Source organism: Arthrobacter sp. Y3221048, from assembly GCF_059092685.1.
Map to the genome: position 1 here is coordinate 470109 of NZ_JBNHHX010000001.1, position 21632 is coordinate 491740.

The window sequence follows — 21632 nt, forward strand, 5'->3', positions numbered from 1 at the left end:
ATACACCGCCGCCCGGGTGGGCTGCCACCGGCTAGATCAGACCGTCGGCCAGGTGGTTGGGCGTTCCGAAGCGGTGCGCGGTGATGCTGACGGCCTGCTCGTGCAGGAACGGCAACATCTCCACCCGGCCGGCTTCGGTGACGTCGTGGGCATAGACCGCCGCGTCCGGCCGCCCGCCGGTGGCGACGGCGAGCGCCTTGGGATCCCCGCCAATCAACCGGATCCGCCCGGCGCCTAGCCGCGGCACCCGGGCCAGCCAGGCGTCGTCGTCCTCCACCGCCACGGCAAGATCCAACTCCGTGGCCACTGCCTGCAACGCCGCGGGAAGCTCGACGGCGGTGGACACCGTTACCTCGGATCCCGCCCGCACGCCGGCGGCCAGCACGCGGACCAGCTTGGCCAGCGGCTCGCCGTCGGAGAGCCGGACCGTGACCGGCACCGGCAGGTAGCGGAACACGTTGCGCTCGGCGGTCAGGCCGGACACGTCCTTGGCCACGCCGAATTCGGCGGCCCAGGCCGCCGCATCGGAACGCAGCGAGCGCTCCAGCACGGCGAGCTCGTCCGCGGACAGCGCCTTGCCCGCACGCCGGCCCGCCTCCAATAGCTTCGCCGCCGCGCCTTCAATGTCGGGGGTGGCCGTTGACGGCGCGGTCTCCCAGTCGCCGAGTCCGATCAGGTAGTTCGGACCGCCGGCCTTGGTTCCGGCCCCCACCGAGGACTTCTTCCAGCCGCCGAAGGGTTGGCGCCGCACAATGGCGCCGGTGATGCCGCGATTCACGTAGAGGTTGCCGGCCTGGATGTTCTGCAGCCAGTAGTCCAGCTCGTCCCGGTCCAGCGAATGCAGGCCCGACGTCAGGCCGTACTCGATGTCGTTGGTGATGGCGACCGCCTCTTCCAGCGTTTCGGCGGTCATCACCCCGAGGATCGGTCCGAAGAACTCGGTCAGGTGGTAGCGCGAGCCGCGCTTCACCCCGGTGCGCACGCCCGGGCTCCAGAGCTTGCCGGTCCCGTCCAGCTGTTCAGGCCGGATCAGCCAGCTCTCGCCGGCGCCCAGCGTCGTCAGCCCGTCCAGCAGCTTGCCGTCGGCCGGGGCGATGACCGGGCCCATCTGGGTGGCCGGATCCTGGGGATAGCCCACCTTCATGGAGGTGACCGCGTCCACCAACTGGTTGCGGAAGCGCGGCGAGGTGGCGGCGGATCCCACCAGGATCACCAGCGAGGCCGCGGAGCACTTCTGCCCGGCATGGCCGAACGCGGAGTAGGCAACGTCCCTGGCGGCCAGATCGAAGTCGGCGCTGGGCGTGACGATGATGGCGTTCTTGCCCGAGGTCTCGGCCAGCAGCGGCAGGTCCGGGCGGAAGGAGCGGAACAGCTCTGCGGTCTCGTAGGCGCCGGTGAGGATCACGCGGTCCACGTCCGGGTGCGAGATCAGCTGCCGGCCCAGTTCGCGCTCGCCCAGCTGCACCAGCTGCAGGACATCGCGCGGCACCCCGGCTTCGTCCAACGCCTCCCACAGCGCTTCCACCATCACGGCCCCGGTGCGGGCCGCCTGCTTGGCAGGCTTGATCACGACGGCGGAGCCCGCGGCCAGCGCCGCAAGTGCGCCTCCGGCGGGGATCGCCGTCGGGAAGTTCCACGGCGGGGTGACCACGGTCAGCCTGGACGGAACGAATTCAGCGCCGTCTACCGTGTCCAGCATGCGCGCCAACTCGGCGTAGAAGTGCGCGAAGTCGGCGGCCTCGGACACCTCCGGGTCTCCCTGGTCCAGGGTCTTGCCGGCCTCGGCGGCCATGACCTCCAACAGCCGGGCGCGGTTGGCATTCAGTTTGTCGCCGGCCCTGTGCAGCACCTCGGCACGTTCGGCGCCGCTCATCGCGCCCCAGCTCTTGGACTGCTCGACGGCCGTGGCGATCACCTGCTCCAGCTGCGCCTCATCCTTGACCTCGGCGGCGGCGACGGTGTCGATGCCAAGCTTTGAGCCGGGTACGCGGGACAGGATCTCCCGGCCCCAGGCCAGGTTGGCGGGCAGGGACGGATCGGTGTCCGGGATGTTGTCGAAGGAATCGACGGGCCGGGCGGGTTCCGGCTTGGTGCGGTCTTGCTGCCGGTTCGGTTCCGGGACGTCGTCGTCGAGATTCTCGAGCGAGGCGAGGAAGCGCTGCTTCTCGCGCTCGAAGAGGTGCTCGTTCTTGCTGAGCTCGAAGACCGCGGACATGAAGTTCTCGTTGCTGGCGCCTTCTTCGAGCCGGCGGATCAGGTAGGCGATGGCCACGTCGAACTCGCCGGGGTGGACCACCGGGGTATAGAGCAGCAGCGACCCGACGTCCTTCTTCACCGCTTCGGCCTGGCCCTGGGCCATGCCCAGCAGCATCTCGAAGTCGATGGCCCCCGCGAGGTGTCCGATGCCGCGCTGCTTGGCCAGCAGCCAGGCGAACGCGACGTCGAACAGGTTGTGCCCGGCGACGCCGATCCGCACGTTGCCGATCCGGTCCGGATGCAGGGCGTAATTGATCACGCGCTTGTAGTTGGTGTCCGAATCCTGCTTGGTTCCCCAGGTGGCCAGCGGCCAGCCGTGCAGCGACGCTTCCACGTGCTCCATGGGCAGGTTGGCGCCCTTGACCACGCGCACCTTGATCGCGGCGCCGCCGCGGGCACGGCGGGCGGCGGCCCATTCCTGCAAGCGGATCATGGCCTTCAGCGCGTCCGGCAGGTAGGCCTGCAGCACAATGCCGGCCTCCAGCTGCTCGAACTCCGGCTTGTCCAAAATCCTGGTGAAGACCGCCATGGTCATCTCCAGGTCCTTGTACTCCTCCATGTCCAGGTTGATGAACTTGGGCTTCGGGGACCCGGCGGCCTGCCGGTACAGCGGCGTCAGGCTTTCGACGACGTGCTCCACCGCCTCGTCGAAGGCCCAGTGCGAATGCGGTGCCACGGTGGAGGAAACCTTGATGGACACGTAGTCGACGTCGTCGCGGGCCAGCAGCCGTTTGGTGCCTTCGAGCCGGCGCTCCGCCTCCCGGCTTCCCAGGACGGCCTCGCCCAGCAGGTTGATGTTCAACCGGACGTCTTCCCGGCGGATCTTCGCGATGGCCGGGCCGAGCTTGGCGTCGGTCGCGTCCACGATCAGGTGGCCCACCATTTCGCGCAGCACCCGGCGGGCCACCGGAATCACCACGTGCGGGAGGACCGGGGCCACGGTGCCTCCCACGCGCACGGCAGCCCGCATGTACCAGGGCAGGAAGGACGGAACCTTCGGTGCCAGCGCGGCCAAATTCCGGGCGGCAACACTCAGGTCCTCGGGCCGGATCACGCCGTCGACGAATCCCACGGTGAAATCCAACCCGTTCGGGTCATTCAGGACGCCGGCCAGCTGTCGGGCGGAGGCGTCGGCGGGGACCTTCTCGGCCTCGGTCAGCCAGTGGCGGACCAGTTTGATGGAGTCGGCGGCGAGGTCTGCCATCTGCTCTTCGGCCAGGTGAGTGGTCTGCACCGGAGCCTCCTTCAGGGAATCGGTCACGGCAGCATCTGTCCCTTCAACGTAATTGCAATGCTCAGTCAGGACCAGTATGGGACTAGACTTCGTGAAGTAAAAGCGATCTTTTCCGACTGATAATCATTGGTTTTCCTGATGGATGGAGTTGCCGTGCTGGATGTCCGGAGACTGCGGCTGCTGCGCGAGGTCAAAGTCCGCGGAACATTGGCCGAGGTGGCCGCCGCGCTGAACCTGAGCCCGTCATCCGTTTCCCAGCAGCTGGCCTTGCTGGAAAAGGAAGCCGGGGTGGCGCTGCTGCGAAAAGCCGGACGCCGCGTGCAGCTCACGCCGCAGGCCGAGATCCTCGTCGGACACACCGAGTCGCTGCTGTCCACCCTCGAGCGGGCCGAAACGGACTTGGCGGCGTCGCTGACCACGGTGACCGGAACCGTCCGGCTGGCGGTGTTTCAATCCGCGGCACTGGCCCTGTTGCCGGAGGCCCTCACCGCCATGCGGCAGCGGCACCCGGATGTGCGGATCGAGATGGTCCAGCGCGAACCGGAGACGGCGCTGTACGAAACGTGGGCGCGCGACTTCGACCTGGTCGTGGCCGAGCAATACCCCGGCCACGCGGCACCGCACCATCCGGAACTGGACCGCCAGAAACTGACCAGCGACGCCATCCGACTCGCGGTACCGCCCTCCGCCTTGGCCGGAACCACCGTCGCCTCCGTCGACGACGCCCGGAGGCTGCCGTGGGTGATGGAGCCGCACGGCGCAGCTTCCCGGCATTGGGCGGAGCAGGCGTGCCGCCAGGCCGGATTTGAGCCGGATGTGCGGTTTGAAACGGCCGACCTGCAGGCGCAGATCCGGCTGATAGAGTCCGGCAATGCGGTGGCGTTCATGCCGGACCTGGTGTGGACCGGCCGGGACACCACGTGCAAGCTGCTGGACCTGCCGGGCCTTCCGCGGCGCACGGTCTTCACGTCAGTCCGCCGCGGCTCTGCCAACCGGCCGGCCATCCTGGCGTTCCGGGAAGTCCTGGAGGCAACGGCACGGGAGATTACGGCCTGAGTCTTGGCCCCGGTGCCTCCCCCGGCGCCGCGTGCTACCGGCGCTGGTCCAAGCTGAGGTTTCCATGGACTGTGGCGTAGGCGCGCAGGCCTCCGGAAATGAGCGGCAGCCCCTGCTCCGGTGCCAGGATCCTGCGGGCCGGACCGTCTATGCCGTCCAACCGGAGCTGCACGAACAGATCCACCAGCACCGCGCCCAGGCCGGCCAGCTCACTCCGAGGCACTACCGCACGGTAGGCGCCGCCGTCGTGCCTGACCGCAAAGCCGACCTCGTCTTCGGTCCCGCGGGCGCGTGCCAGCAGCCTGACCGATTCGTACTCTGCCGCCGGCTCGAACACCAGCCCCAATGACACCGACTCCCCGTCAAGCTGGGGCAGCAGGGCCCGCGGAATCGCTTTCAGCGCTTCCTCGGTGGCCGTCAGCTTCAACAGGCCTTCCGCATCCCGGCTGCGGATGAGCTGCGAGCGCTGCCGGTAGGGAAATGTCAGCTGTTCTTCCAGTCGTTCCGGAATGTGCTGGTCCACGAAGGCAGCATGGGCCGCCACCCACCGCTGCCGCGTGCCCGGGGACATAGACCGGTACCGGGCGGGCACGTAGAAGCGGAGGAGTTTGCGCCGGTACAGGTCCAGCACCAGAAGCTCGGCATGCTCGGGGTCCGGATGGTTCTCCTTGATGATCCGCGCGATTTCCGCGACGGATCCGGTGTACCCCTCGGGGATGGCGCGCTCGGAGCTGATGTTGGTTCCATCGTCGCGGGTGCGGATGAAGTAATAGTCGTAGTCGGCCGCAATCGCGTTCCTCCGGGAGGCCAGATAGCAGCGGGTGAGCATCATGCCGTCTTCCAGCCGAATTTTGCCTTCCGGGAAGCGGATGCCGTGTGTATCCAGCAGCTCACGCCGGATCAGCTTTTGCGGTGAGAGCGTGCCCAGGATTCTGCGCACCGAAACGTCCGGCACGGTCTCGGCGAAGAGCGAGGACTGTACGCGCCGGCCACCGATTCCGACCATGCGCGGGGCCAGCACGTCGACCTGGTGCTTGTCGGCGAACTCGACCATCCGGCGCAGCGCTTCGGGCCCCAGCTTGTCGTCCGCATCGCAGAAGAAAACGTAGTCGGAACTGCTGGCGGCGATCCCCACATTGCGGGGCTTTCCCGGCCAGCCGCTGTTCTGTTGGTGGATGACCCGCCAGTTCGGATGCCGCGCGGCGTACTCGTCCAGCAGCTTGCCTCCGCCGTCGGTGGAGCCGTCGTCCACGGCGATGACCTCGAAGAGCGCCGGGTCCATGTCCTGTGAAGCCAGCGACTCCAGCAGTTCCTTCAGGTAGGGCAGCGCGTTAAACACCGGGATCACCACAGCCACCCGCGCGGTCTGCGCACTGGCCGTTGGCCCGGAGTCACTCTCGCGCACGCGAAACTGCCCGGCCCGCGCCGCAATCCTTTTCAGTTTGCGCCGTGCGCCTGCCAGCTTGTCCTTGATGGCCACTCGGTCCCCTTCGATCGGTAGCAGTTAATGCATTCTGCCACTGCAATCGAGCTGAATGCCGGTGAGTAGCGAAATCGCGAGGGGTTTCCGTAGCAAAGGGCAGCGTGGCAGAACTGCTCTCAGCTGTTGAGTACCACGAGCGCGACCTGCTGTCCGCAGAGCAAGAGGACGCACAGGACAGCCACCGCAACGGCCGCTGTGTTCCAACTGGTGACGACTGCAGGTCCGAGTGGCGGTTCGGAATTCAGGAGGCTGGACCTGGATCTTGTCCACGCTCGGACTAGCGGATGCTGCTCCAGCCCCTGCCGTTGGCCGGAAGAGGTAGTTCGGTCCCAAGGGGTGATCGTGGCCGGTCCCACTGACGCACTGTGCTGGTTGCCGGCGGCCCGCGCATTTTGAGGAAAGGGCGCACCCCAGCTTGTGTAGGTCTTGGCCCCGGTCCTGATCTTCAAGGCACTGCCAACGCTGACGTCATCGACGACGGCAAAGGGAATGGCATGGGACCGAAAGCTATTGGTGATGAGAACGGAGTCGTCATCATAGGCAAGGCGTGGAAGCCACAGGAAGATGTAGGCGAACGAAGCCGCCACCAAAGGCCACACTATCCACCGCAGGAGGGATTCTTCCTGCGACTGGGCGAACAGCAACACGAGCGCCGCTGCAGCGGAGACCCAGATCAGGATTGCTGTCCACGTGCCCGACTTTTCCTTCAGCACGGTTCGCTTTGGCTCGGTCCGTGAATTTGTTGCCATCGGTATGCCCCGTCCCCGTCGACCGCTGCCGTTACTGCATTGTGCATTGCACCTCGCGGACGCGGCAACCATTAACCACCAATCCCACCCCCTATAGAGTTGGTGCACATCTCCGTCCCGAGGATTCCCGGCTACCTGGTGCGCAGGCTTCTTGCTGGTGTGGGTTGGGCCGCGGTCGAACCAAACTCGTGCTGGGTAAAGTGCTGGCTGCCGGAAGCTGAGATCGGCGGGTCCTTTGGCGAGCCCGGCGGCGGCGCTGGCAGACTGTTCGGATGACCCCCGAAGGCCGCGGCAAGGACGTCTTCCGGCTCCCCGGCTTCTTCGCGTGGTGGACCGCCGAGACCGTCTCCGAGTTCGGCGCGTATTTCACCACCGTGGCCCTGCAGGTACTGGTGGTCCTGACGCTCGGCGGGACGGCGGTGGAAGTGGGCCTGGTTAACGCCGCGCGCTGGCTGCCGTACGCCGTGCTGGGCCTTCTGGTCGGGGCGCTGATGGAACGGGGCCGACGTCGCCCGGTACTCATCGGCACGGATCTGGGCCGCGGGCTGCTGCTGGGCCTTATTCCGCTGCTCTGGTTGCTGGACCGTCTGGAGCTGCCGGTCCTGGTCGCCTTCGTGGCCGGCTTCGGCGTACTGTCGCTGCTCAATGACTCTGCATCGCAATCGTTCCTGCCGCGGTTGGTTCCGCAACAGGCACTGCTCGCGGCCAACGCCCGGCTGGACCAGAGTGCGTCCGTGGCCCAGGCATCGGGACCGGCCTTGGCCGGCGGATTGGTCGGACTGCTGGGACCGCCGCTGGCGGTCTTGGTGAACTCGATGACTTATCTCTACTCGGCAGTTGTGGTGGGTCTGTTGAAGACTCCGGAACCGGCCCCACCCGCCACCACTGGCGGCCAGAGCCTGTGGGCCGACATCGTCGAAGGGCTGCGCTTCACCTACCGGCATCGGATGCTCGGGCCGCTGACTCTTTCAACACACGGCTGGTTCCTTGCCAACAGCGTGCTAGTGACCGTCTTCGTTCCCTATGCGCTGCTTGGCTTGGGCCTCGGCCCCTTCGAATTCGGTGCGGTGCTGGCCTGCGCCGGGGTAGGCGCCCTGATTGGTGCGTCATTCTCCAGCCGGTGGGGCCTGTCTTGGGGAGCCGGCCTCGTGGTGATCGTCTGCCGGGCTTCGATGGCTGTCTCCTGGGCGATCATCGCGATGGCCTCATTCATGGAGGGACCGGGCCAGGCAATCTTCATCGTCGCCGTCGGACAGTTACTGTGTGGCCTCGCCATGGGTGCCGAGAACGCAAACGAGATGGGTTATCGGCAGGCCCTCACACCGGACCGGCTCCAAGCGCGAATGAACACCACCACACGGTCCATGAACCGCGCGATGATCGTTATTGGGGCGCCGCTAGGCGGCTTGGCAGCCGATGCGTGGGGCTACTCGCCGATCATCTGGGTGGCGGCTGCCTGCTTTGTGTTGGTGGCGGCAGGACTGGCGGCGTCCGACTTCCGCCACGCCCGCCACGGCGACCTCCCTGACGATCTCCCGCAACTGGCCGGCTAGCACCAGGCTTCCCCGGCAACACCTCGGGCGTGCAAAAAGCGGTGGCCCGCCGTCCGCAGGGTTGCTGCGGAAGGCGGGCCACCGCCGTCGTTGCATCACGTCAGTTCACTGGCGGCATCCCGGTGCTACCGGCCGGCCGGGTGAATTCCGGCGCGCCGATGAAGCGGACGGCAAGGTTGCCGGTTGGGCCCGCCTGCTGCCGGAGTCAGTGGGCCGGCTCGGCCTCGATGAGCGGGTAGACGCCGTTCTCGTCGTGGACTTCGCGGCCGGTGACCGGCGGGTTGAACACGCAGGCCATGCGTAACTCGGTGGTGGCGCGGACCGTGTGCTTCTCGTGCCCGTCCAGCAGGTACATGGTTCCGTCCCGCAGGTCGTGGACTTCGCCGGTGACCTCGTTGGTCAGCGTGCCCTCGCCCTGGACGCAGTAGACGGCCTCGATGTGGTTGGCGTAGTGGAACGTGGAGGTGGTGCCCGCGTAGATCACCGTGTCGTGGAACGAAAAGCCCACGCCCTCCCCGGCCAGCACCATGCGGCGGCTCCGCCAGGTCTCGGACTTTACGTCGCGGTCGGTGTCATTCAGGTCGTTCAGGTTGGTAACAAGCATCGGTACTCCTCAGGTGGGGTCAGGAAGTTTCGTTAAAGGTGTGCAGGGGCGGCTTGGCCACACGGCGCGGCGGGCGCCAGGGTGCGGCCGGCGCGCGCCAGCGTGCGGCCGACGGGCCCTAGAGGGCTCCGACCAGCTCCGGCACAGCGGTCACCGCGCGGGTCGCGTCGACCAGGAGATCCAGGCCGCGGTCCAGTTCGGCTGCGCTGATGGTCAGGGCCGGCATCAGCTTCACCACTTCGCCCTCCGGGCCGGATGTTTCCACCAGCAGGCCGTTTTCGTAGGCCACCGCGGCGATCTTCCCGGCGGTCTCGTCATCCGGGAATTTGACCCCGGCCAGCAGGCCGCGGCCGCGCACGCTGGCGCCCTCCACCAGGCCCGCGATCCGCTCCAGGCCCTCGTGCAGCTGCACGGCCCGGGCCTGGATTTGTTTCTGGAACTCGCCGGTCCGCCAGTAGGTCTCCAGCGCCGCGGTAGCCGTCACGAAGGCCGGGTTGTGCCCGCGGAAGGTGCCGTTGTGCTCGCCGGCGCCCCAGACGTCCAGCTCGGGACGGAACAGCGTCAGCGCCATCGGCAGGCCGTAGCCGGAGATGGACTTGGACAGGCAGACGATGTCCGGGGTGATGCCGGCTTCCTCGAAGCTGAAGAACGTCCCGGTGCGGCCGCAGCCGGCCTGCACATCGTCGACGATCAGCAGGATCCCGTGTTTCTTGCACAGGTCAGCCAGGCCGCGCAACCAGCCGGCCCGGGCGGCATTGAGGCCGCCTTCGCCCTGGACCGTCTCCACGATGATGGCCGCGGGCTTGTCCACGCCCGAGCCGCTGTCTTCCAGCACCCGCTCCAGCCACAGGAAATCGGTGGTTTCGCCGGAGAAGTAGTCGTCGTAGGGGATCTTGGAGCTATTGGTCAGCGGGATGCCCGCGCCCCGGCGCTTCATCGAGTTTCCGGTCACCGACAGCGAACCCAGCGTCATGCCGTGGAACGCGTTGGTGAAGGAGAGGATGTGCTGGCGGCCCGTCACCTTGCGGGCCAGCTTCAGGGCGGCCTCCACGGTGTTGGTGCCGGTGGGGCCGGGAAACATCACCTTGTAGTCGAGGTTTCGCGGCTCGAGGATGACCTCTTGGAAGGTTTCCAGGAACGTGCGCTTGGCGGGGGTCTTCATGTCCAGCGAGTGCACGACCGCGCCGCTGGCCAGGTACTCCAGCAGAGGCTGCAGCAGCTTCGGGTTGTTGTGGCCGTAGTTGAGCGCACCGGCGCCGGAGAAGAAATCCAGGTAGGTGGTTCCGTCCTCGGCGGTCAGGGTGCTGCCCTCGCCGCGGGTGAACACGGCGGGCCAACTGCGGCAGTAACCGCGGACCTCGGACTCAAGGGTCTCGAAAATGTCAGTCATGGAATACGCTTCCTTCCTCAGTGCGGCAGCGGACGGCCCGGGTAGGGGACAGCGCCGCAGCAGCCGCAGGTCGATTCATGCGGATGTGCGTTGGTGGAGGTGGTGCTTGGCCGGCGGCGAACGCCGGCAGGATTAATTGAGCGGCCCGATCCGAAACAGGTACTCGGTGTCGTGCCCGTCCGGGTAGAGCTCTTCGGTGAAGAGCGGTTCGCGTTCCATTGGCGCCTCGCGGCGCGACGCGAAGCCGGCGAACAGCCGGACGGAGGCCTCATTGTCCGCTGTGATGGTGGTTTCCACCCGCTCGGCCAAGACTTGTCCGGCCAGGCGGTCCAGCATGTCCGCCGCCAGCCTGCGGCCGCGGAACCGCCGGTCCACGGCCACTTGCCACACCATCAAAGTGCCTGGTTCGCCGGGGCGCATGTAGCCGGTGATGAAACCGGCCGGTTCGCCGTCCACTGTGGCGATAATCGACGTCTCGGCGAAGTCGCGGGTCCACAGCAGGTAGGAGTAGGACGAGTTCAGGTCCAAGACCTGGGAATCCCTGGCCATGCGCCACAGGGACTGCCCGTCGTTCAGGGTTGGTTTACGGAAGCTTGCTTCGATCCTCGGTCTGGTCTGGGTTTCTGCTAGTTCTTCAACCATCCCCTCAAACGTAACGAGATCAGAGACGTTATCAACCTGACATTCCCCGACTTGACAAGGATTGGGACGCTTTCGCGGGCTGTGCCGTCCAGGCCCGATTCCGCCGGATCCCTTGTGCCAGTTGCGCTTCGGCGGAACAACGACGGCGGTGCCCGGGCGCCGTCTCATCGTTACCATTTCGTGACATTTGCTTTGTGACGGCTAGCCAAAACTGTGGCACCAGGCGTGCAAGGAGCGCCCGAAAAGCCGTTATCCACGCCTCGGCACGAGCCCGCGGCCGGGCTTCTCCACGCCGTACGGGAAGCCCCGGAGGCAAGTTACCCGGCGCGCCGACTGGAGGCCCCCCGATCCGGTCAGTCGAGCAGGCTGCAGCCATTTAGGGCGCCGGGGAAGAAGCGCCGTCGTGCCGTTGTCCATGTTTTGGAGCGCCTGTAGATATAAGCGCAGGACGCGCCTGTGGATAGCCAAGACGTGGACAGTTTGGCCTGAACGTGGACAAGTTTGCGTGACGTGGGCGGCTGACTCAGCCTGTAAGCCGGGACGCCATGGAAAAAGCGGCTCCGACCGGCAAACAACCAGTCGAAGCCGCTTTCGCGGTGGGCCCTGCGGGGATCGAACCCGCGACCCGCGGATTAAAAGTCCGATGCTCTACCAACTGAGCTAAAGGCCCGCCAGCCAGTCCGCTCTGCCCAAGGTTAAAACCCTGACGAGGTCGGATTTGGCCAGTTCCCAGTTTATCGCACCCACCACCGCGCACCCGAATCCGCTCAGGTGCCGCCTTGCTGGCTGCCCCGGAACGTCCCAGGGCCGGGCAGCAACCCCTCTCTGTACCGGCGTCTGAGGCGGGAGTAAGGTCGAGACATGAGCCCGAACAACGGAAACGATGTCCCCCGGCCGCATAAGCCGAAGCCTTTTGCCCCGTTGGATTTTGAGGACTTCGCCGGGGGCGCCGACCCGGCACGTGTCTCCGAGGCCGCCCACCTCGCGGCCCAGGCCTTGGTGCACCGCGGGCGCGGCTCCGATGATCCCGAGGTGACCGAGAGGCTGGTCAAGCTGGCAGACCAACAGGGGCTCGAGGCCATTGCTGAAATGTGGTCCGAAAGCCCTGCCCGCTCCCTGCCCGGCGCGCTCTGGCGGCTCTACGCCCTGCGCGCCGCGGCCCAGGCCCACCCGGACAAGCTGGCGGCTTACTTCAAGGCCGGGACGGCATCGGCAGAAGTGTCCAAGGTCATCGCCGGCGTGGCTGAACCGCCCGGCGCCGACGAGGTCCGCGTCATGGCCGACACGATTCTCTCCGGCGCCTTCGACGGTGATTTCGACGTGGCCCTTGACCGGTCGGCGGCCTTTTGCCGGATCGTCGCGCTGGGTCAGACCCACCACGCCGACTCTGCCGAGTCTGCCAACGAGAACCATGCCACCAAACTGACGCTTAATTCGCACCGGCTCGTGAAGACCGCCGAGGATCTGGAAGCGGCCGCGGTCGCCTGGCGGCGCGGCGAGCTCGACTAGCGGCCTGCCACGCCTCACGGCCCGGCGCCTTCACCTGGGGCGCGAGCGAACTGGACTAGGTGCCCCAGGTACCTCTCGGCCTGACCGCCTTCGCCTTGGCTGCGCGGCGGGCTCGGCTGGTTGCCGGTGCGGCATCTCGGGGCTTACCGCCAACGAGCCTTCCGCAGTCGCCCTGGCGCCCGCAGCGGCGCCCCCGGATACGGCAGGCCCGTCCGGAGAAGACCCGCCCGGAACGACGCGCGCGTGTACCACAGATATCTTGTGCTGACACGTTTTTCCACGGTTTTTCGGGGCTGTTGACATCCGCTGTGAGGCGTAGAAAACTGAAGGTGGTGTCGAACTGTGGCAGCCCCGGGCTCCAACTCTTAGCCGCCTCGAGCGGCCTTCCGCCGAGAGGCGCTCCCAGTTCGGCACCATTAATTTTTGTTCGCGAAGAGGCGCTAATCTAGGCACGGCGGATGCTTCCCTTCCGCCGTACGGACCAGTGAGAAAACCGCCGGTGACATGAAGCTAAGCCTCTTCCCCCAGGACACCAAGAGCCTCGAATTGCTCGCCCAGACAGCATCCGAGCTGATGGCGGGAGTCAAGACCCTCTCGGAGATCCTCGGGGCGCCTGCGGACGACTACGACAAGCTCTCCGAAGAGCTGCACGACCGCGACGCCAACGTCTCCCGGCTGCGCTTTGCACTGCTGACCACGCTGCGTACCAGCTTCGTCAATCCGCTCCCCCGCGAGGACATGTTCCAGCTTTCGCTGCATCTGGTGCACACCTTTGAACACCTTGACGGCGCCGCGGAACTGATCGCACTCAACCGGGTCAAGCGCCTGTCTACCCGGGCCTCGGAGCAGCTGGAGGTCATCGCGCGGATGTCGGAGATGACCCGCGACGCCATGCCGCGGCTGAACTCCCTGGAGGACCTCGACGAGTACTGCATCGAGATGGTCCGGCTCGCCAAACGGGCCGAACGCACCCACCGGGTGTGGGTCTCGGAGCTTTTGTCCGAGCACAAGGGCGCCACGTTGGCCCGGCACCGCGACGTGGCCGACCAGCTGATAGCCGCCACCAAGACACTGCGCCAGGCTTCCCACCACGTAGGCCAGATCTTGGTCAAGGAATCGTAGGTGGAGCTGTTCCTCCTGGTGCTGGTGGTTGCTTTCGCCGGCTGCTTTGCCTTCATCAACGGCTTCCATGATGTCTCCAACGCTGTGGCCACCTCGGTGCGCACCCGCGCGCTCACCCCGAGTGTCGCCGTCGTGCTCGCGTCTGTCTGCAACCTGGCCGGTGCGCTGATCTCCAGCACCCTGGCCCTGGTGATCAGTACCGGATGGATCGGCCTGCCCGAAGGCCGGTCCGGGCTGGGCATCCTGTTGGCCGGGCTGCTGAGCGCCTGCGCCTGGGGAGTATTCACGTGGTGGCAGCGGATGCCGTCGTCGTCCACGCATGCGCTGCTCGGCGGCCTGATCGGGGCGGGGGCGGCATCCACCCTGTTGGGCGGCGAAAACATCAGTGCCACGGAAAACCCGATCTGGGGCCAGCTGATCCTGCCGCTGCTGTTGTCGCCGTTGGTGGCGTTCGTGCTCTCCTACCTGGCGATCGTCCCGCTGACGTGGCTGGCCCGGTACCGGACGCCGCGCGAGGTCGGCCGGACCACCAGGCTGGCCCAGGCGGTCTTTGCCGGCACCTTCTCGCTGGGCCACGGCCTGCAGGACGGGCAGCGCACCATGGCCGTGGTGCTGCTGGGACTGGCCGCGGCCGGCTATGCCTCCGACGACCAGATGCCCCTGTGGGTGCAGTTGTTCGCGGCGGTACTGCTGGCCGTGGGCGCGCTCTTCGGCGGCTGGCGGATCTCGCACACGCTCGGGTCGCGGCTGGTGCGGATTGATCCCCTGCACGGCGCCACCGCGCAGGGAGTGAGCTCCGCAATGTTGTTCGTCGGTGCCATCGGGCTGCACATGCCGCTCTCCAGCACGCACACCATGACGGCGGCCATTCTGGGCGCCGGGTCCACGCAGCGGATGCACGCCGTGCGCTGGCGGGTGGCCAGCCGCGTGCTGGCCACCTGGGTGCTGACCCTGCTGGCAACCTCGCTCGTTGGAGCCATCTTGCTGCTGGCCTTGGATCCGATGCTCTAGCCCTCCGGCGGGGACGTTCTTAAACACCGACGGCGGCGCCTCCCGCCCGCAAGGGGGGTGGCACCGCCGTCGTCCTGGTTGTGGGACGGGTTTACCCGAAGCGGCCGGAGACGTAGTCTTCCGTGGCCTTCTGCGTGGGGTTGCTGAAGATCGACGGGGTATCGCCGTATTCGATCAGCTTGCCGGGCTTGCCGGTGCCGGCGATGTTGAAGAACGCCGTCTTGTCCGACACGCGCGCCGCCTGCTGCATGTTGTGGGTGACGATGACCACGGTGTATTCCGTCTTGAGTTCCTCGATCAGGTCCTCGATGGCCAGCGTGGAGATGGGGTCCAGCGCCGAGCAGGGCTCGTCCATCAGGATCACCTGCGGGGACACCGCGATGGCGCGGGCGATGCACAGACGCTGCTGCTGGCCGCCGGAGAGGCCGGAGCCGGGCTTGTTCAGCCGGTCCTTGACCTCGTTCCACAGGTTGGCGCCGGTCAGCGACTTCTCCACCAGCGCGTCCGCGTCCGACTTGGAAATCCGCTTGTCGTTCAGCTTGACCCCGGCCAGCACGTTGTCGCGGATGGACATGGTGGGGAACGGGTTGGGGCGCTGGAAGACCATGCCGATCTGGCTGCGCACGGTCACCGGGTCCACGCCCTGGCCGTAGAGGTTGTCCCCGTCGAGCAGGACTTCGCCCTCCACCCGGGCGCCGGGAAGCACTTCGTGCATCCGGTTGAGCGTGCGCAGGAAGGTGGACTTGCCGCAGCCGGAGGGGCCGATGAAAGCTGTCACGGACTTGGCGTCGATGTTGATGTTGACGCCTTCCACCGCCCGGAAGTTGCCGTAGTAGACGTTCAGGTCCTTGACGTCGATGCGTTTGGACATGGGGGTTTCCTTCTCTTTGGTTCTGGCTCAGCGGCCGGTCTTGGGGGCGAAGATGCGGGCGATCAGCCGGGCAATCAGGTTCAGCAGCATCACGAAGACGATCAGGATCAGCGCAGCGGCCCAGGCACGCTGCACGCTGGGGTCCACGTTGGTGGGCGAGGTCGGGTTCATCAGCTGCCGGTAGATAAACGTGGGCAGGGTGGTCATCCAGCCGCCGAACACGTTCCAGTTGATGCTGTTCACGAAGCCCGCGGTGACCAAGAGCGGGGCTGTCTCGCCGATGATGCGGGCGATGGCCAGGGTGACGCCGGAGGCGATGCCGGAAATCGCCGTCGGCACCACAACCTTCAGGATGGTGCGCCACTTGCGCACGCCCAGCGCGTAGGACGCTTCGCGGAGCTCGTTCGGGACGATCTTGAGCATTTCCTCGGTGGAGCGGACCACCACCGGGATCATCAGCACGGAGAGGGCGACGGCGGCCACGAAGCCGGTGCGGGTGCTCGGGCCGAAAATCAGCCCGAACAGCGCGGCAGCGAACAGGCCCGCCACGATCGACGGGATGCCGGTCATGACGTCCACGAAGAAGGTGATGCCGCGCGAGAGCGGGCCGCCCTTGCTGTATTCGACCAGATAGACCGCCGTGAGCAGGCCGATCGGCACCGAAATGATGGTGGCCCAGAGGGTGATCAGCAGGGTGCCGACGATGCCGTGGTAGGCGCCGCCGAGCACGTCGGTGCCGTTGGCGGTCGTCTCGTTGTCGATCATGCCGGTCATGCCGTTCATCGACGTGAAGACCAGGTTGTAGTTCAGCCCGGCGACGCCGTTCTGCAGCACGGTCCAGATCACGGAGATCAGCGGCACGACCGCGATGATGAACGCCGCGAAGACCAGGTTGGTGGCGAAGCGGTCCTTGGCTTTGCGCGACCCCTCCACCGAGAGCGTCACCACGTAGCCGGCAATCACGAAGATCACCGCTGAGAACAACGCCCAGGAGACCAGGCCGAAACCGATCAGCGACGAGAGTGCGGCGCCCAGGATGAGCGAGCCGGCAGCAACGGCCCAGATGGCCCAGCCGGGCATCTGGTTCTTGGTGAGCGTATTGCGCTTGGTCGGGGCGGGGGTGTCAGTGAGCAGTTTGGACATCAGTTGGCTCCCGAGAATTCCTTGTGCCGGCTGATGATCCAGCGGGCGACCATGTTCACGGCCAGGGTAATGACGAACAGCACCAGGCCGGCGGCGATCAGTTCGGACAACCGCAGCCCGTACGCTTCAGGGAAGTTCAGCGCAATCTCGGCGGCGATCGTCTGGTTGCCAGACTTGATCAGGCTGGCGATGAGCCCGCCGCCGGAGAGCACCATGGCCACCGCCATCGTCTCACCGAGCGCGCGTCCCAGGCCCAGCATCACCGCGCTGACAATGCCTGGCCGGGCGAACGGGAAGACGGCCATCTTGATCATTTCCCACCGGGTGGCCCCCATGGCCAGGGCCGCTTCCTCATGGAGTTTGGGCGCCTGCAGGAAGATCTCGCGGCTGAGCGAGGTGATGATCGGCAGGATCATCACGGACAGCACGATTCCGGCCGTCAGCATGGTCTTGCCGGTCTGGCTGGCGGGTCCTTCGAAGATCGGGATCCAGCCGGCGTTTTCCGCCAGCCAGGTGTAGGGACCGACGAGCGCGGGGGCCAGCACGGTCATGCCCCAGGCTCCGTAGACCACCGAGGGGATGGCGGCCAGGAGGTCCACCACATAGCCGAGGCCCTGGGAGAGCCGCCGCGGTGCGTAATGGGAGATGAAAAGCGCGACCCCCACGCCCACCGGGGTCGCCAGCAGCAGGGCGATCGCCGCGGCGATCAACGTACCGATGACGATGGGCCAGATGTAGCCCCAGAAGCCGTTTCCGCCGGAAATATCGGCGGGGTCTGCCCCGAACGTCGGCAGGGCCTGCCACAGCAGGAATGCCGCCACGCAGAACAGCACGAAGAGGATCAGGCACCCCGCGGCAAGCGCGAGGCCGGAAAAGACCTTGTCGCCGGCGCGGCCCTGGCCGGTCTCGGTCAATGTTTGGGACACTTCACAACCCTTCGGGTTCTGTACTTCGTCTAGCTGTTCTGCCAGTCTTGCGGCTTCGTTCCGTCCGGGCAATTTCGCCCCGGCCGGAACACGGCTGCGCCCCGCGCGTCAAACTGCGACGGCGCGGGGCCAACCGGACTTCGTGAGGGCTACGACTTCACCGAGATGGAGTCGATAGCCGTCTTGGCCTGCTCGCGCAGGGTCTCGGAGATCGGCGCATTGCCGGCCGAGTCCTGCGCGGCCTGCTGTCCTTCTTCGCTGATCACGTAGTTGCCGAAGGCCTTCACCAGGTCCACGGTGTTCTGATCAGCATATGTCGAGCAGTAGATGTGGTAGGAAACCAGCACGATGGGGTAGGCGCCGGACTCGGTGGTGTCGCGATCGAGGTCCAGGGACATGTCCACGTCGCCGCGGCCCTCAACCGGGGTGGCTGCCTCCACGGCCTTGGAAGCGGCCTCGGGGCTCAATTCGACGTATTCCTCGCCGACCTTGACCTTCACGGTGCCCAGGTCGCCGACGGCCGAAGCGTCGGCGTAGGTGATGGCCCCGTTGGTCGCGGTGGTGGCGGAAACCACACCGGAGGTGCCCTGTGCGTTCTCGGCCTGGAGCTTGGCGGGCCACTCGCCGGAGACTTCATCGGTCCAGACGTCGCCGGCTGCGGCAGCCAGGTACTCCACGAAGTTCTCGGTGGTGCCGGACTCGTCGGAGCGGTGGACCACCGTGATGGGGGTGTCGGGCAGCTCCACGCCCTCGTTCTGCGAAGCGATGGCTTCGTCGTTCCACTTGGCGATTTCGCCGCGGAAGACCTTGGCGATGGTCTCGGCGTCCATGTTGATGGAGTCCACGCCTTCGAGGTTGAACGCCACGGCGATCGGGGAGACGTAGCCGGGGATGTGCATGGCGCCGTCGGGGCCGCAGACCTCCTTGGCCTGCTCCCATTCTTCCTCGTCCATGTAGGCGTCCGAGCCGGCGAACTGAACGCCGCCGGCCAGGAAGGCGTCGCGGCCGGCACCCGAGCCGTCCGGCGAGTACTGCACGCTGGCCTCCGGGTTCTGCGCGCCGAAGCCGGCAATCCAGGCCTGCATGGCGGAATCCTGCGAGGAAGCGCCTGCGCCGGAGAGCGTGCCCGAAACGGTTGCTGCCGTCTCGGTGCTGCCGGCAGCGGCCTGGCTGCCGGTGGCGTTGTCGGAGCCGCAGGCGGTCAGCGCCAGCGCTGCAACGGAGAGGACGGCGGCCGCGCGGCCGATGCGAAATGCCTTCACGTGTATGGTCCCTTTCAGGGTGAGAACGGATCAGGACGACCGGACGTAAATCCGCCCTGACGTCGTGCTCCTTCGAGGCTATGGGCGCCACGTAAAGAATGTGCACGGTGAAAGTGAACGCAAGGTGAACAAGACCGGACAGTTTGCTAACCGACCGCGTGCGGGTCTTGCCTTTGTGAGCGCACTCATACTAAGGGCCGCTGCCGCGCAGGGGTCCGCGGCCGTGCAGGGGGCCCGTCAGGCCCCGCCTAGACTGGGAGCATGAGCGCAGGCACCCGGTTGGCACAGGCCCGGTCGTTCCTGCGCAAACGCGGGCGGGCCGGCTTCAGCCGCAGCAAGTCCTCGGTCATGCCGGCGGTGCGGATCACCTTCTGCGCCGTAGCCGCTTATGTAGTGGCCGAGCAGGTCCTGGGCCACGAAGGCCCGCTGTTCGCCGCCACCTCGTCCATCATTGCGCTCGGTTTCTCCAAGGGACCCCGGGTGCGCAAAGTGCTCGAAGTCGCCATCGGCTGCACGCTGGGCATCGCGGTGGGCGATCTGCTGCTGCACTTCCTCGGGCCGGGCATTTGGCAGGCGGCCCTGGTGCTGCTGGTATCCATCCTTTTGGCCCGGTTCCTGGACAGCGGCACCATCTTCACCACCCAGATGGCGCTGCAGTCCGTGCTGGTGGTGCTGCTGCCCGCCCCGGACGGGGGGCCGTTCACCCGCAGCCTCGACGCCGTCATCGGCGGCGCCTTCGCGATGATCGTGACCATGTTGATCCCGGGCGATCCGCGCTCCGAACCGCGTTCCAAGCTGCAGACGCTGCTGGATGAGCTCGCCTCGGTACTGCGCGAGTGTTCCGTTGCCCTCGCCCACAGCGACTCCACCAAGGCCTGGCACGCCCTGGTCCGGGCGCGGGCCAGCCAAAACCTGATCGACGACGTCCGCGGCAGCTTCGGCTCGGCTCGGGAAGTCGCCCGCATTTCACCGGCCTACCGCCGCCACCGGGACGAAGTGGGGGACCTGCAGGATGCTGCTGAGATGGCGGATTTGGCCATGCGCAACAGCCGGGTCTTCTCCCGGCGCCTGACGTCCGTGATCAACCATGCAGCCATGTCCGACGAGGCGATCGCGTGCTTGTCCGAAGTGCTTCAGGAGACCGCCGACGCCGTCGAGATCCTCGCTTCCGGGCTCTCCGACCGGGACCCGGGCGCCCGCGAACGCCGGCTCTCCGGAGCCCGGAACGATTTGGCCGAGATTGCCACCCGCCTGCACCCCAAGACCCTCGGCGTTGCCACCATGGAGGGCGAGGGCCTGATCCTGGTCTTCCGGCCGCTCATGGTTGACCTGCTCAAGGCCGCCGGGCTCAACGGGGACGACGCCACGTCCTACCTGCCCAGACTCTGATTGTCCGCCGCCCCGGTTACTGTGGGTGCATGAGCACCAAGACCCGGTCCAAGGCCCCTGCCTACCGCTGCGCCGAGTGCGGCTGGAGCACGGCCAAGTGGGTGGGCCGGTGCGGCGAGTGCCAGGCGTGGGGAACGGTTGAAGAGGCCACCCAGGTGGTGGCCCGCACCACGGCCGCAGCCGCCGTCTCCCGGCCCGCGGAACGAATCGCCGACGTCGATGCCACCACCGCGGCCTTCCGGGCCACCGGTGTGGGCGAACTCGACCGGGTGCTCGGCGGCGGGCTGGTCCCGGGTGCGGTCATCCTGCTGGCCGGCGAACCGGGCATCGGCAAGTCCACCTTGCTGCTGGATGTTGCCGCGCGGGTGGCCCGGCTGGACCGGGACGTGCTGTACGTCACCGGCGAAGAGTCGGCGGCCCAGGTGAAGTTGCGGGCCGAACGTATTTCCGCGGTGGCTGACAACCTTTACCTGACCGCCGAGACAGACCTCGGCATCGCGCTGGGGCATGTGGAGCAGCTGGAGCCGGCGCTGCTGATCGTCGACTCGGTACAGACGCTCAGCAGCAGCGCGGTGGAGGGCGCCGCCGGCGGGGTGACGCAGGTGCGTGAGGTCGCGGCCTCGCTGATCAACGCCGCCAAGCGCAAGGGCATGACCACCATCCTGGTGGGGCATGTGACCAAGGACGGCTCGATCGCCGGGCCGCGCCTGCTGGAGCATCTCGTGGACGTGGTCTGCCAGTTCGACGGCGACCGGCATTCGCGCCTGCGGCTGGTGCGTGCGGTCAAGAATCGTTACGGTCCGACCGACGAGGTGGGATGCTTCGACCTGACCGAGGGCGGCATCGAAGGACTGACCGACCCGAGCGGCCTGTTCGTGTCCCGGACCAAGGACCCGGTCTCCGGCACCTGCATCACCGTGACGCTGGAGGGCCGGCGGCCGCTGGTGGCCGAGGTGCAGGCGTTGCTGGCCGAGACCTCCAACGCGCAGCCGCGACGTGCCACGAGCGGGCTGGATTCTTCGCGTGTGGCCATGATGATGGCCGTGCTGCAGCGCCGCGCCTCGATGTCGCTGCACAAGGACGACAGCTACGTGGCGACGGTGGGCGGGGTCCGGCTTAGCGAACCCGCCACGGACCTGGCCACCGTGCTGGCCATCGCCTCGGCGAAGACCAATCAGCCGCTCCCCGCGCAGTTGATCGCCTTCGGTGAAGTGGGCCTGGCCGGCGAAGTGCGGCCGGTGCCGGGAATCGGGCGGCGGATCCAGGAGGCCGAACGGCTCGGGTTCACGCACGCGATCGTGCCGGCTTCTCCCGACGGCGCAGGCCAGGTGCCGGCTGGCTTCACCGTCAAGGAAGTACATACCGTCTCCGAAGCGCTGTCCACGCTGTTCCGCTAAGCGCCGGGAGGGGAATAGCCGGGGTCCGGCCTTAT

The 21632-nt window shown here is 66.9% G+C and carries 17 protein-coding genes and 1 tRNA gene; 7 read left to right on the plus strand and 11 right to left on the minus strand.

All coding sequences use genetic code 11. From position 1 onward, the window contains the following. Positions 1–31 precede the first annotated feature (31 nt). Positions 32–3460 (minus strand): bifunctional proline dehydrogenase/L-glutamate gamma-semialdehyde dehydrogenase, encoded by a 3429-nt coding sequence (locus AC5RVS_RS02215; protein WP_494107300.1) that lies wholly within the window; start codon positions 3458–3460, stop codon positions 32–34. Between the two features lie 183 nt (positions 3461–3643). On the opposite strand from AC5RVS_RS02215, the gene AC5RVS_RS02220 reads away from it, so the two are divergent. Beyond that, entirely contained in the window at positions 3644–4546 is a 903-nt protein-coding gene (locus tag AC5RVS_RS02220) for a LysR family transcriptional regulator (protein WP_494107301.1), read from the plus strand. Between the two features lie 34 nt (positions 4547–4580). Here AC5RVS_RS02220 and AC5RVS_RS02225 read toward each other — a convergent pair whose 3' ends face one another. Both AC5RVS_RS02225 and AC5RVS_RS02230 read right to left on the minus strand, forming a co-directional pair. After that, positions 4581–6026: a glycosyltransferase family 2 protein gene (locus AC5RVS_RS02225; protein ID WP_494106949.1), complete on the minus strand. Its 1446-nt coding sequence runs from the start codon at positions 6024–6026 to the stop codon at positions 4581–4583. A 119-nt stretch (positions 6027–6145) separates the two neighbouring features. After that, positions 6146–6778, minus strand: a complete 633-nt coding sequence (locus AC5RVS_RS02230) for a hypothetical protein (protein WP_494106950.1) — start codon at positions 6776–6778, stop codon at positions 6146–6148. Between the two features lie 272 nt (positions 6779–7050). On the opposite strand from AC5RVS_RS02230, the gene AC5RVS_RS02235 reads away from it, so the two are divergent. Next, a complete protein-coding gene (locus AC5RVS_RS02235) occupies positions 7051–8331 on the plus strand; it encodes an MFS transporter (RefSeq protein WP_494106951.1) in 1281 nt (426 codons plus the stop codon). A 205-nt stretch (positions 8332–8536) separates the two neighbouring features. Here AC5RVS_RS02235 and AC5RVS_RS02240 read toward each other — a convergent pair whose 3' ends face one another. The 4 genes from AC5RVS_RS02240 to AC5RVS_RS02255 form a co-directional block, all read right to left on the minus strand. Then, positions 8537–8935, minus strand: a complete 399-nt coding sequence (locus AC5RVS_RS02240) for an ectoine synthase (protein WP_494106952.1) — start codon at positions 8933–8935, stop codon at positions 8537–8539. 118 nt (positions 8936–9053) lie between these two features. Then, positions 9054–10325 (minus strand): diaminobutyrate--2-oxoglutarate transaminase, encoded by a 1272-nt coding sequence (gene ectB, locus AC5RVS_RS02245; protein ID WP_494106953.1) that lies wholly within the window; start codon positions 10323–10325, stop codon positions 9054–9056. A gap of 132 nt (positions 10326–10457) precedes the next feature. Beyond that, a complete protein-coding gene (ectA, locus tag AC5RVS_RS02250) occupies positions 10458–10967 on the minus strand; it encodes a diaminobutyrate acetyltransferase (RefSeq protein ID WP_493988488.1) in 510 nt (169 codons plus the stop codon). 597 nt (positions 10968–11564) lie between these two features. Next, a tRNA-Lys gene (locus tag AC5RVS_RS02255) sits at positions 11565–11637 on the minus strand. A 191-nt stretch (positions 11638–11828) separates the two neighbouring features. On the opposite strand from AC5RVS_RS02255, the gene AC5RVS_RS02260 reads away from it, so the two are divergent. The 3 genes from AC5RVS_RS02260 to AC5RVS_RS02270 all read left to right on the plus strand — a co-directional run bounded on the left by AC5RVS_RS02260 (position 11829) and on the right by AC5RVS_RS02270 (position 14609). Beyond that, the gene (locus tag AC5RVS_RS02260; protein WP_493988487.1) at positions 11829–12476 is read left to right on the plus strand and encodes a hypothetical protein; all 648 of its coding nucleotides are present in this window, start codon (positions 11829–11831) and stop codon (positions 12474–12476) included. Between the two features lie 504 nt (positions 12477–12980). Beyond that, positions 12981–13598, plus strand: a complete 618-nt coding sequence (locus AC5RVS_RS02265) for a nuclease PIN (protein WP_493988486.1) — start codon at positions 12981–12983, stop codon at positions 13596–13598. Further along, positions 13599–14609: an inorganic phosphate transporter gene (locus AC5RVS_RS02270; protein ID WP_493988485.1), complete on the plus strand. Its 1011-nt coding sequence runs from the start codon at positions 13599–13601 to the stop codon at positions 14607–14609. Between the two features lie 91 nt (positions 14610–14700). Here the strand turns inward: AC5RVS_RS02270 and pstB are convergent, their stop codons facing one another. The 4 genes from pstB to pstS form a co-directional block, all read right to left on the minus strand. Further along, positions 14701–15480 carry a phosphate ABC transporter ATP-binding protein PstB gene (gene pstB / locus AC5RVS_RS02275; protein ID WP_493988484.1) on the minus strand — a complete coding sequence of 260 codons (780 nt, stop codon included), beginning with the start codon at positions 15478–15480 and terminating at the stop codon, positions 14701–14703. 27 nt (positions 15481–15507) lie between these two features. Continuing rightward, positions 15508–16623, minus strand: coding sequence for a phosphate ABC transporter permease PstA (pstA, locus tag AC5RVS_RS02280; RefSeq protein ID WP_493988483.1), 1116 nt, complete (start codon positions 16621–16623; stop codon positions 15508–15510). After that, the gene (gene pstC / locus AC5RVS_RS02285; protein WP_493988482.1) at positions 16623–17549 is read right to left on the minus strand and encodes a phosphate ABC transporter permease subunit PstC; all 927 of its coding nucleotides are present in this window, start codon (positions 17547–17549) and stop codon (positions 16623–16625) included. The genes pstA and pstC overlap by 1 nt, the downstream gene beginning before the upstream one ends. A gap of 149 nt (positions 17550–17698) precedes the next feature. Then, positions 17699–18811: a phosphate ABC transporter substrate-binding protein PstS gene (pstS, locus tag AC5RVS_RS02290; protein ID WP_493988481.1), complete on the minus strand. Its 1113-nt coding sequence runs from the start codon at positions 18809–18811 to the stop codon at positions 17699–17701. Positions 18812–19072: 261 nt separating this feature from the next. Between pstS and AC5RVS_RS02295 the strand changes: the two genes are divergently transcribed. Further along, positions 19073–20200 carry an FUSC family protein gene (locus AC5RVS_RS02295; protein ID WP_493988480.1) on the plus strand — a complete coding sequence of 376 codons (1128 nt, stop codon included), beginning with the start codon at positions 19073–19075 and terminating at the stop codon, positions 20198–20200. 29 nt (positions 20201–20229) lie between these two features. Then, positions 20230–21597 carry a DNA repair protein RadA gene (gene radA, locus AC5RVS_RS02300; protein ID WP_493988479.1) on the plus strand — a complete coding sequence of 456 codons (1368 nt, stop codon included), beginning with the start codon at positions 20230–20232 and terminating at the stop codon, positions 21595–21597. Positions 21598–21632 lie beyond the last annotated feature (35 nt).

Excerpts from the sequence above, each read along its gene's own strand:
- AC5RVS_RS02215 (WP_494107300.1), bottom strand. The coding sequence starts at position 3,460 with ATGGCAGACCTCGCCGCCGACTCCATCAAACTGGTCCGCCACTGGCTG.
- AC5RVS_RS02230 (WP_494106950.1), bottom strand. The coding sequence starts at position 6,778 with ATGGCAACAAATTCACGGACCGAGCCAAAGCGAACCGTGCTGAAGGAA.
- AC5RVS_RS02235 (WP_494106951.1), top strand. The coding sequence starts at position 7,051 with ATGACCCCCGAAGGCCGCGGCAAGGACGTCTTCCGGCTCCCCGGCTTC.
- AC5RVS_RS02240 (WP_494106952.1), bottom strand. The coding sequence starts at position 8,935 with ATGCTTGTTACCAACCTGAACGACCTGAATGACACCGACCGCGACGTA.
- ectB (WP_494106953.1), bottom strand. The coding sequence starts at position 10,325 with ATGACTGACATTTTCGAGACCCTTGAGTCCGAGGTCCGCGGTTACTGC.
- ectA (WP_493988488.1), bottom strand. The coding sequence starts at position 10,967 with ATGGTTGAAGAACTAGCAGAAACCCAGACCAGACCGAGGATCGAAGCA.
- AC5RVS_RS02260 (WP_493988487.1), top strand. The coding sequence starts at position 11,829 with ATGAGCCCGAACAACGGAAACGATGTCCCCCGGCCGCATAAGCCGAAG.
- AC5RVS_RS02265 (WP_493988486.1), top strand. The coding sequence starts at position 12,981 with ATGAAGCTAAGCCTCTTCCCCCAGGACACCAAGAGCCTCGAATTGCTC.
- pstB (WP_493988484.1), bottom strand. The coding sequence starts at position 15,480 with ATGTCCAAACGCATCGACGTCAAGGACCTGAACGTCTACTACGGCAAC.
- pstA (WP_493988483.1), bottom strand. The coding sequence starts at position 16,623 with ATGTCCAAACTGCTCACTGACACCCCCGCCCCGACCAAGCGCAATACG.
- AC5RVS_RS02295 (WP_493988480.1), top strand. The coding sequence starts at position 19,073 with ATGAGCGCAGGCACCCGGTTGGCACAGGCCCGGTCGTTCCTGCGCAAA.
- radA (WP_493988479.1), top strand. The coding sequence starts at position 20,230 with ATGAGCACCAAGACCCGGTCCAAGGCCCCTGCCTACCGCTGCGCCGAG.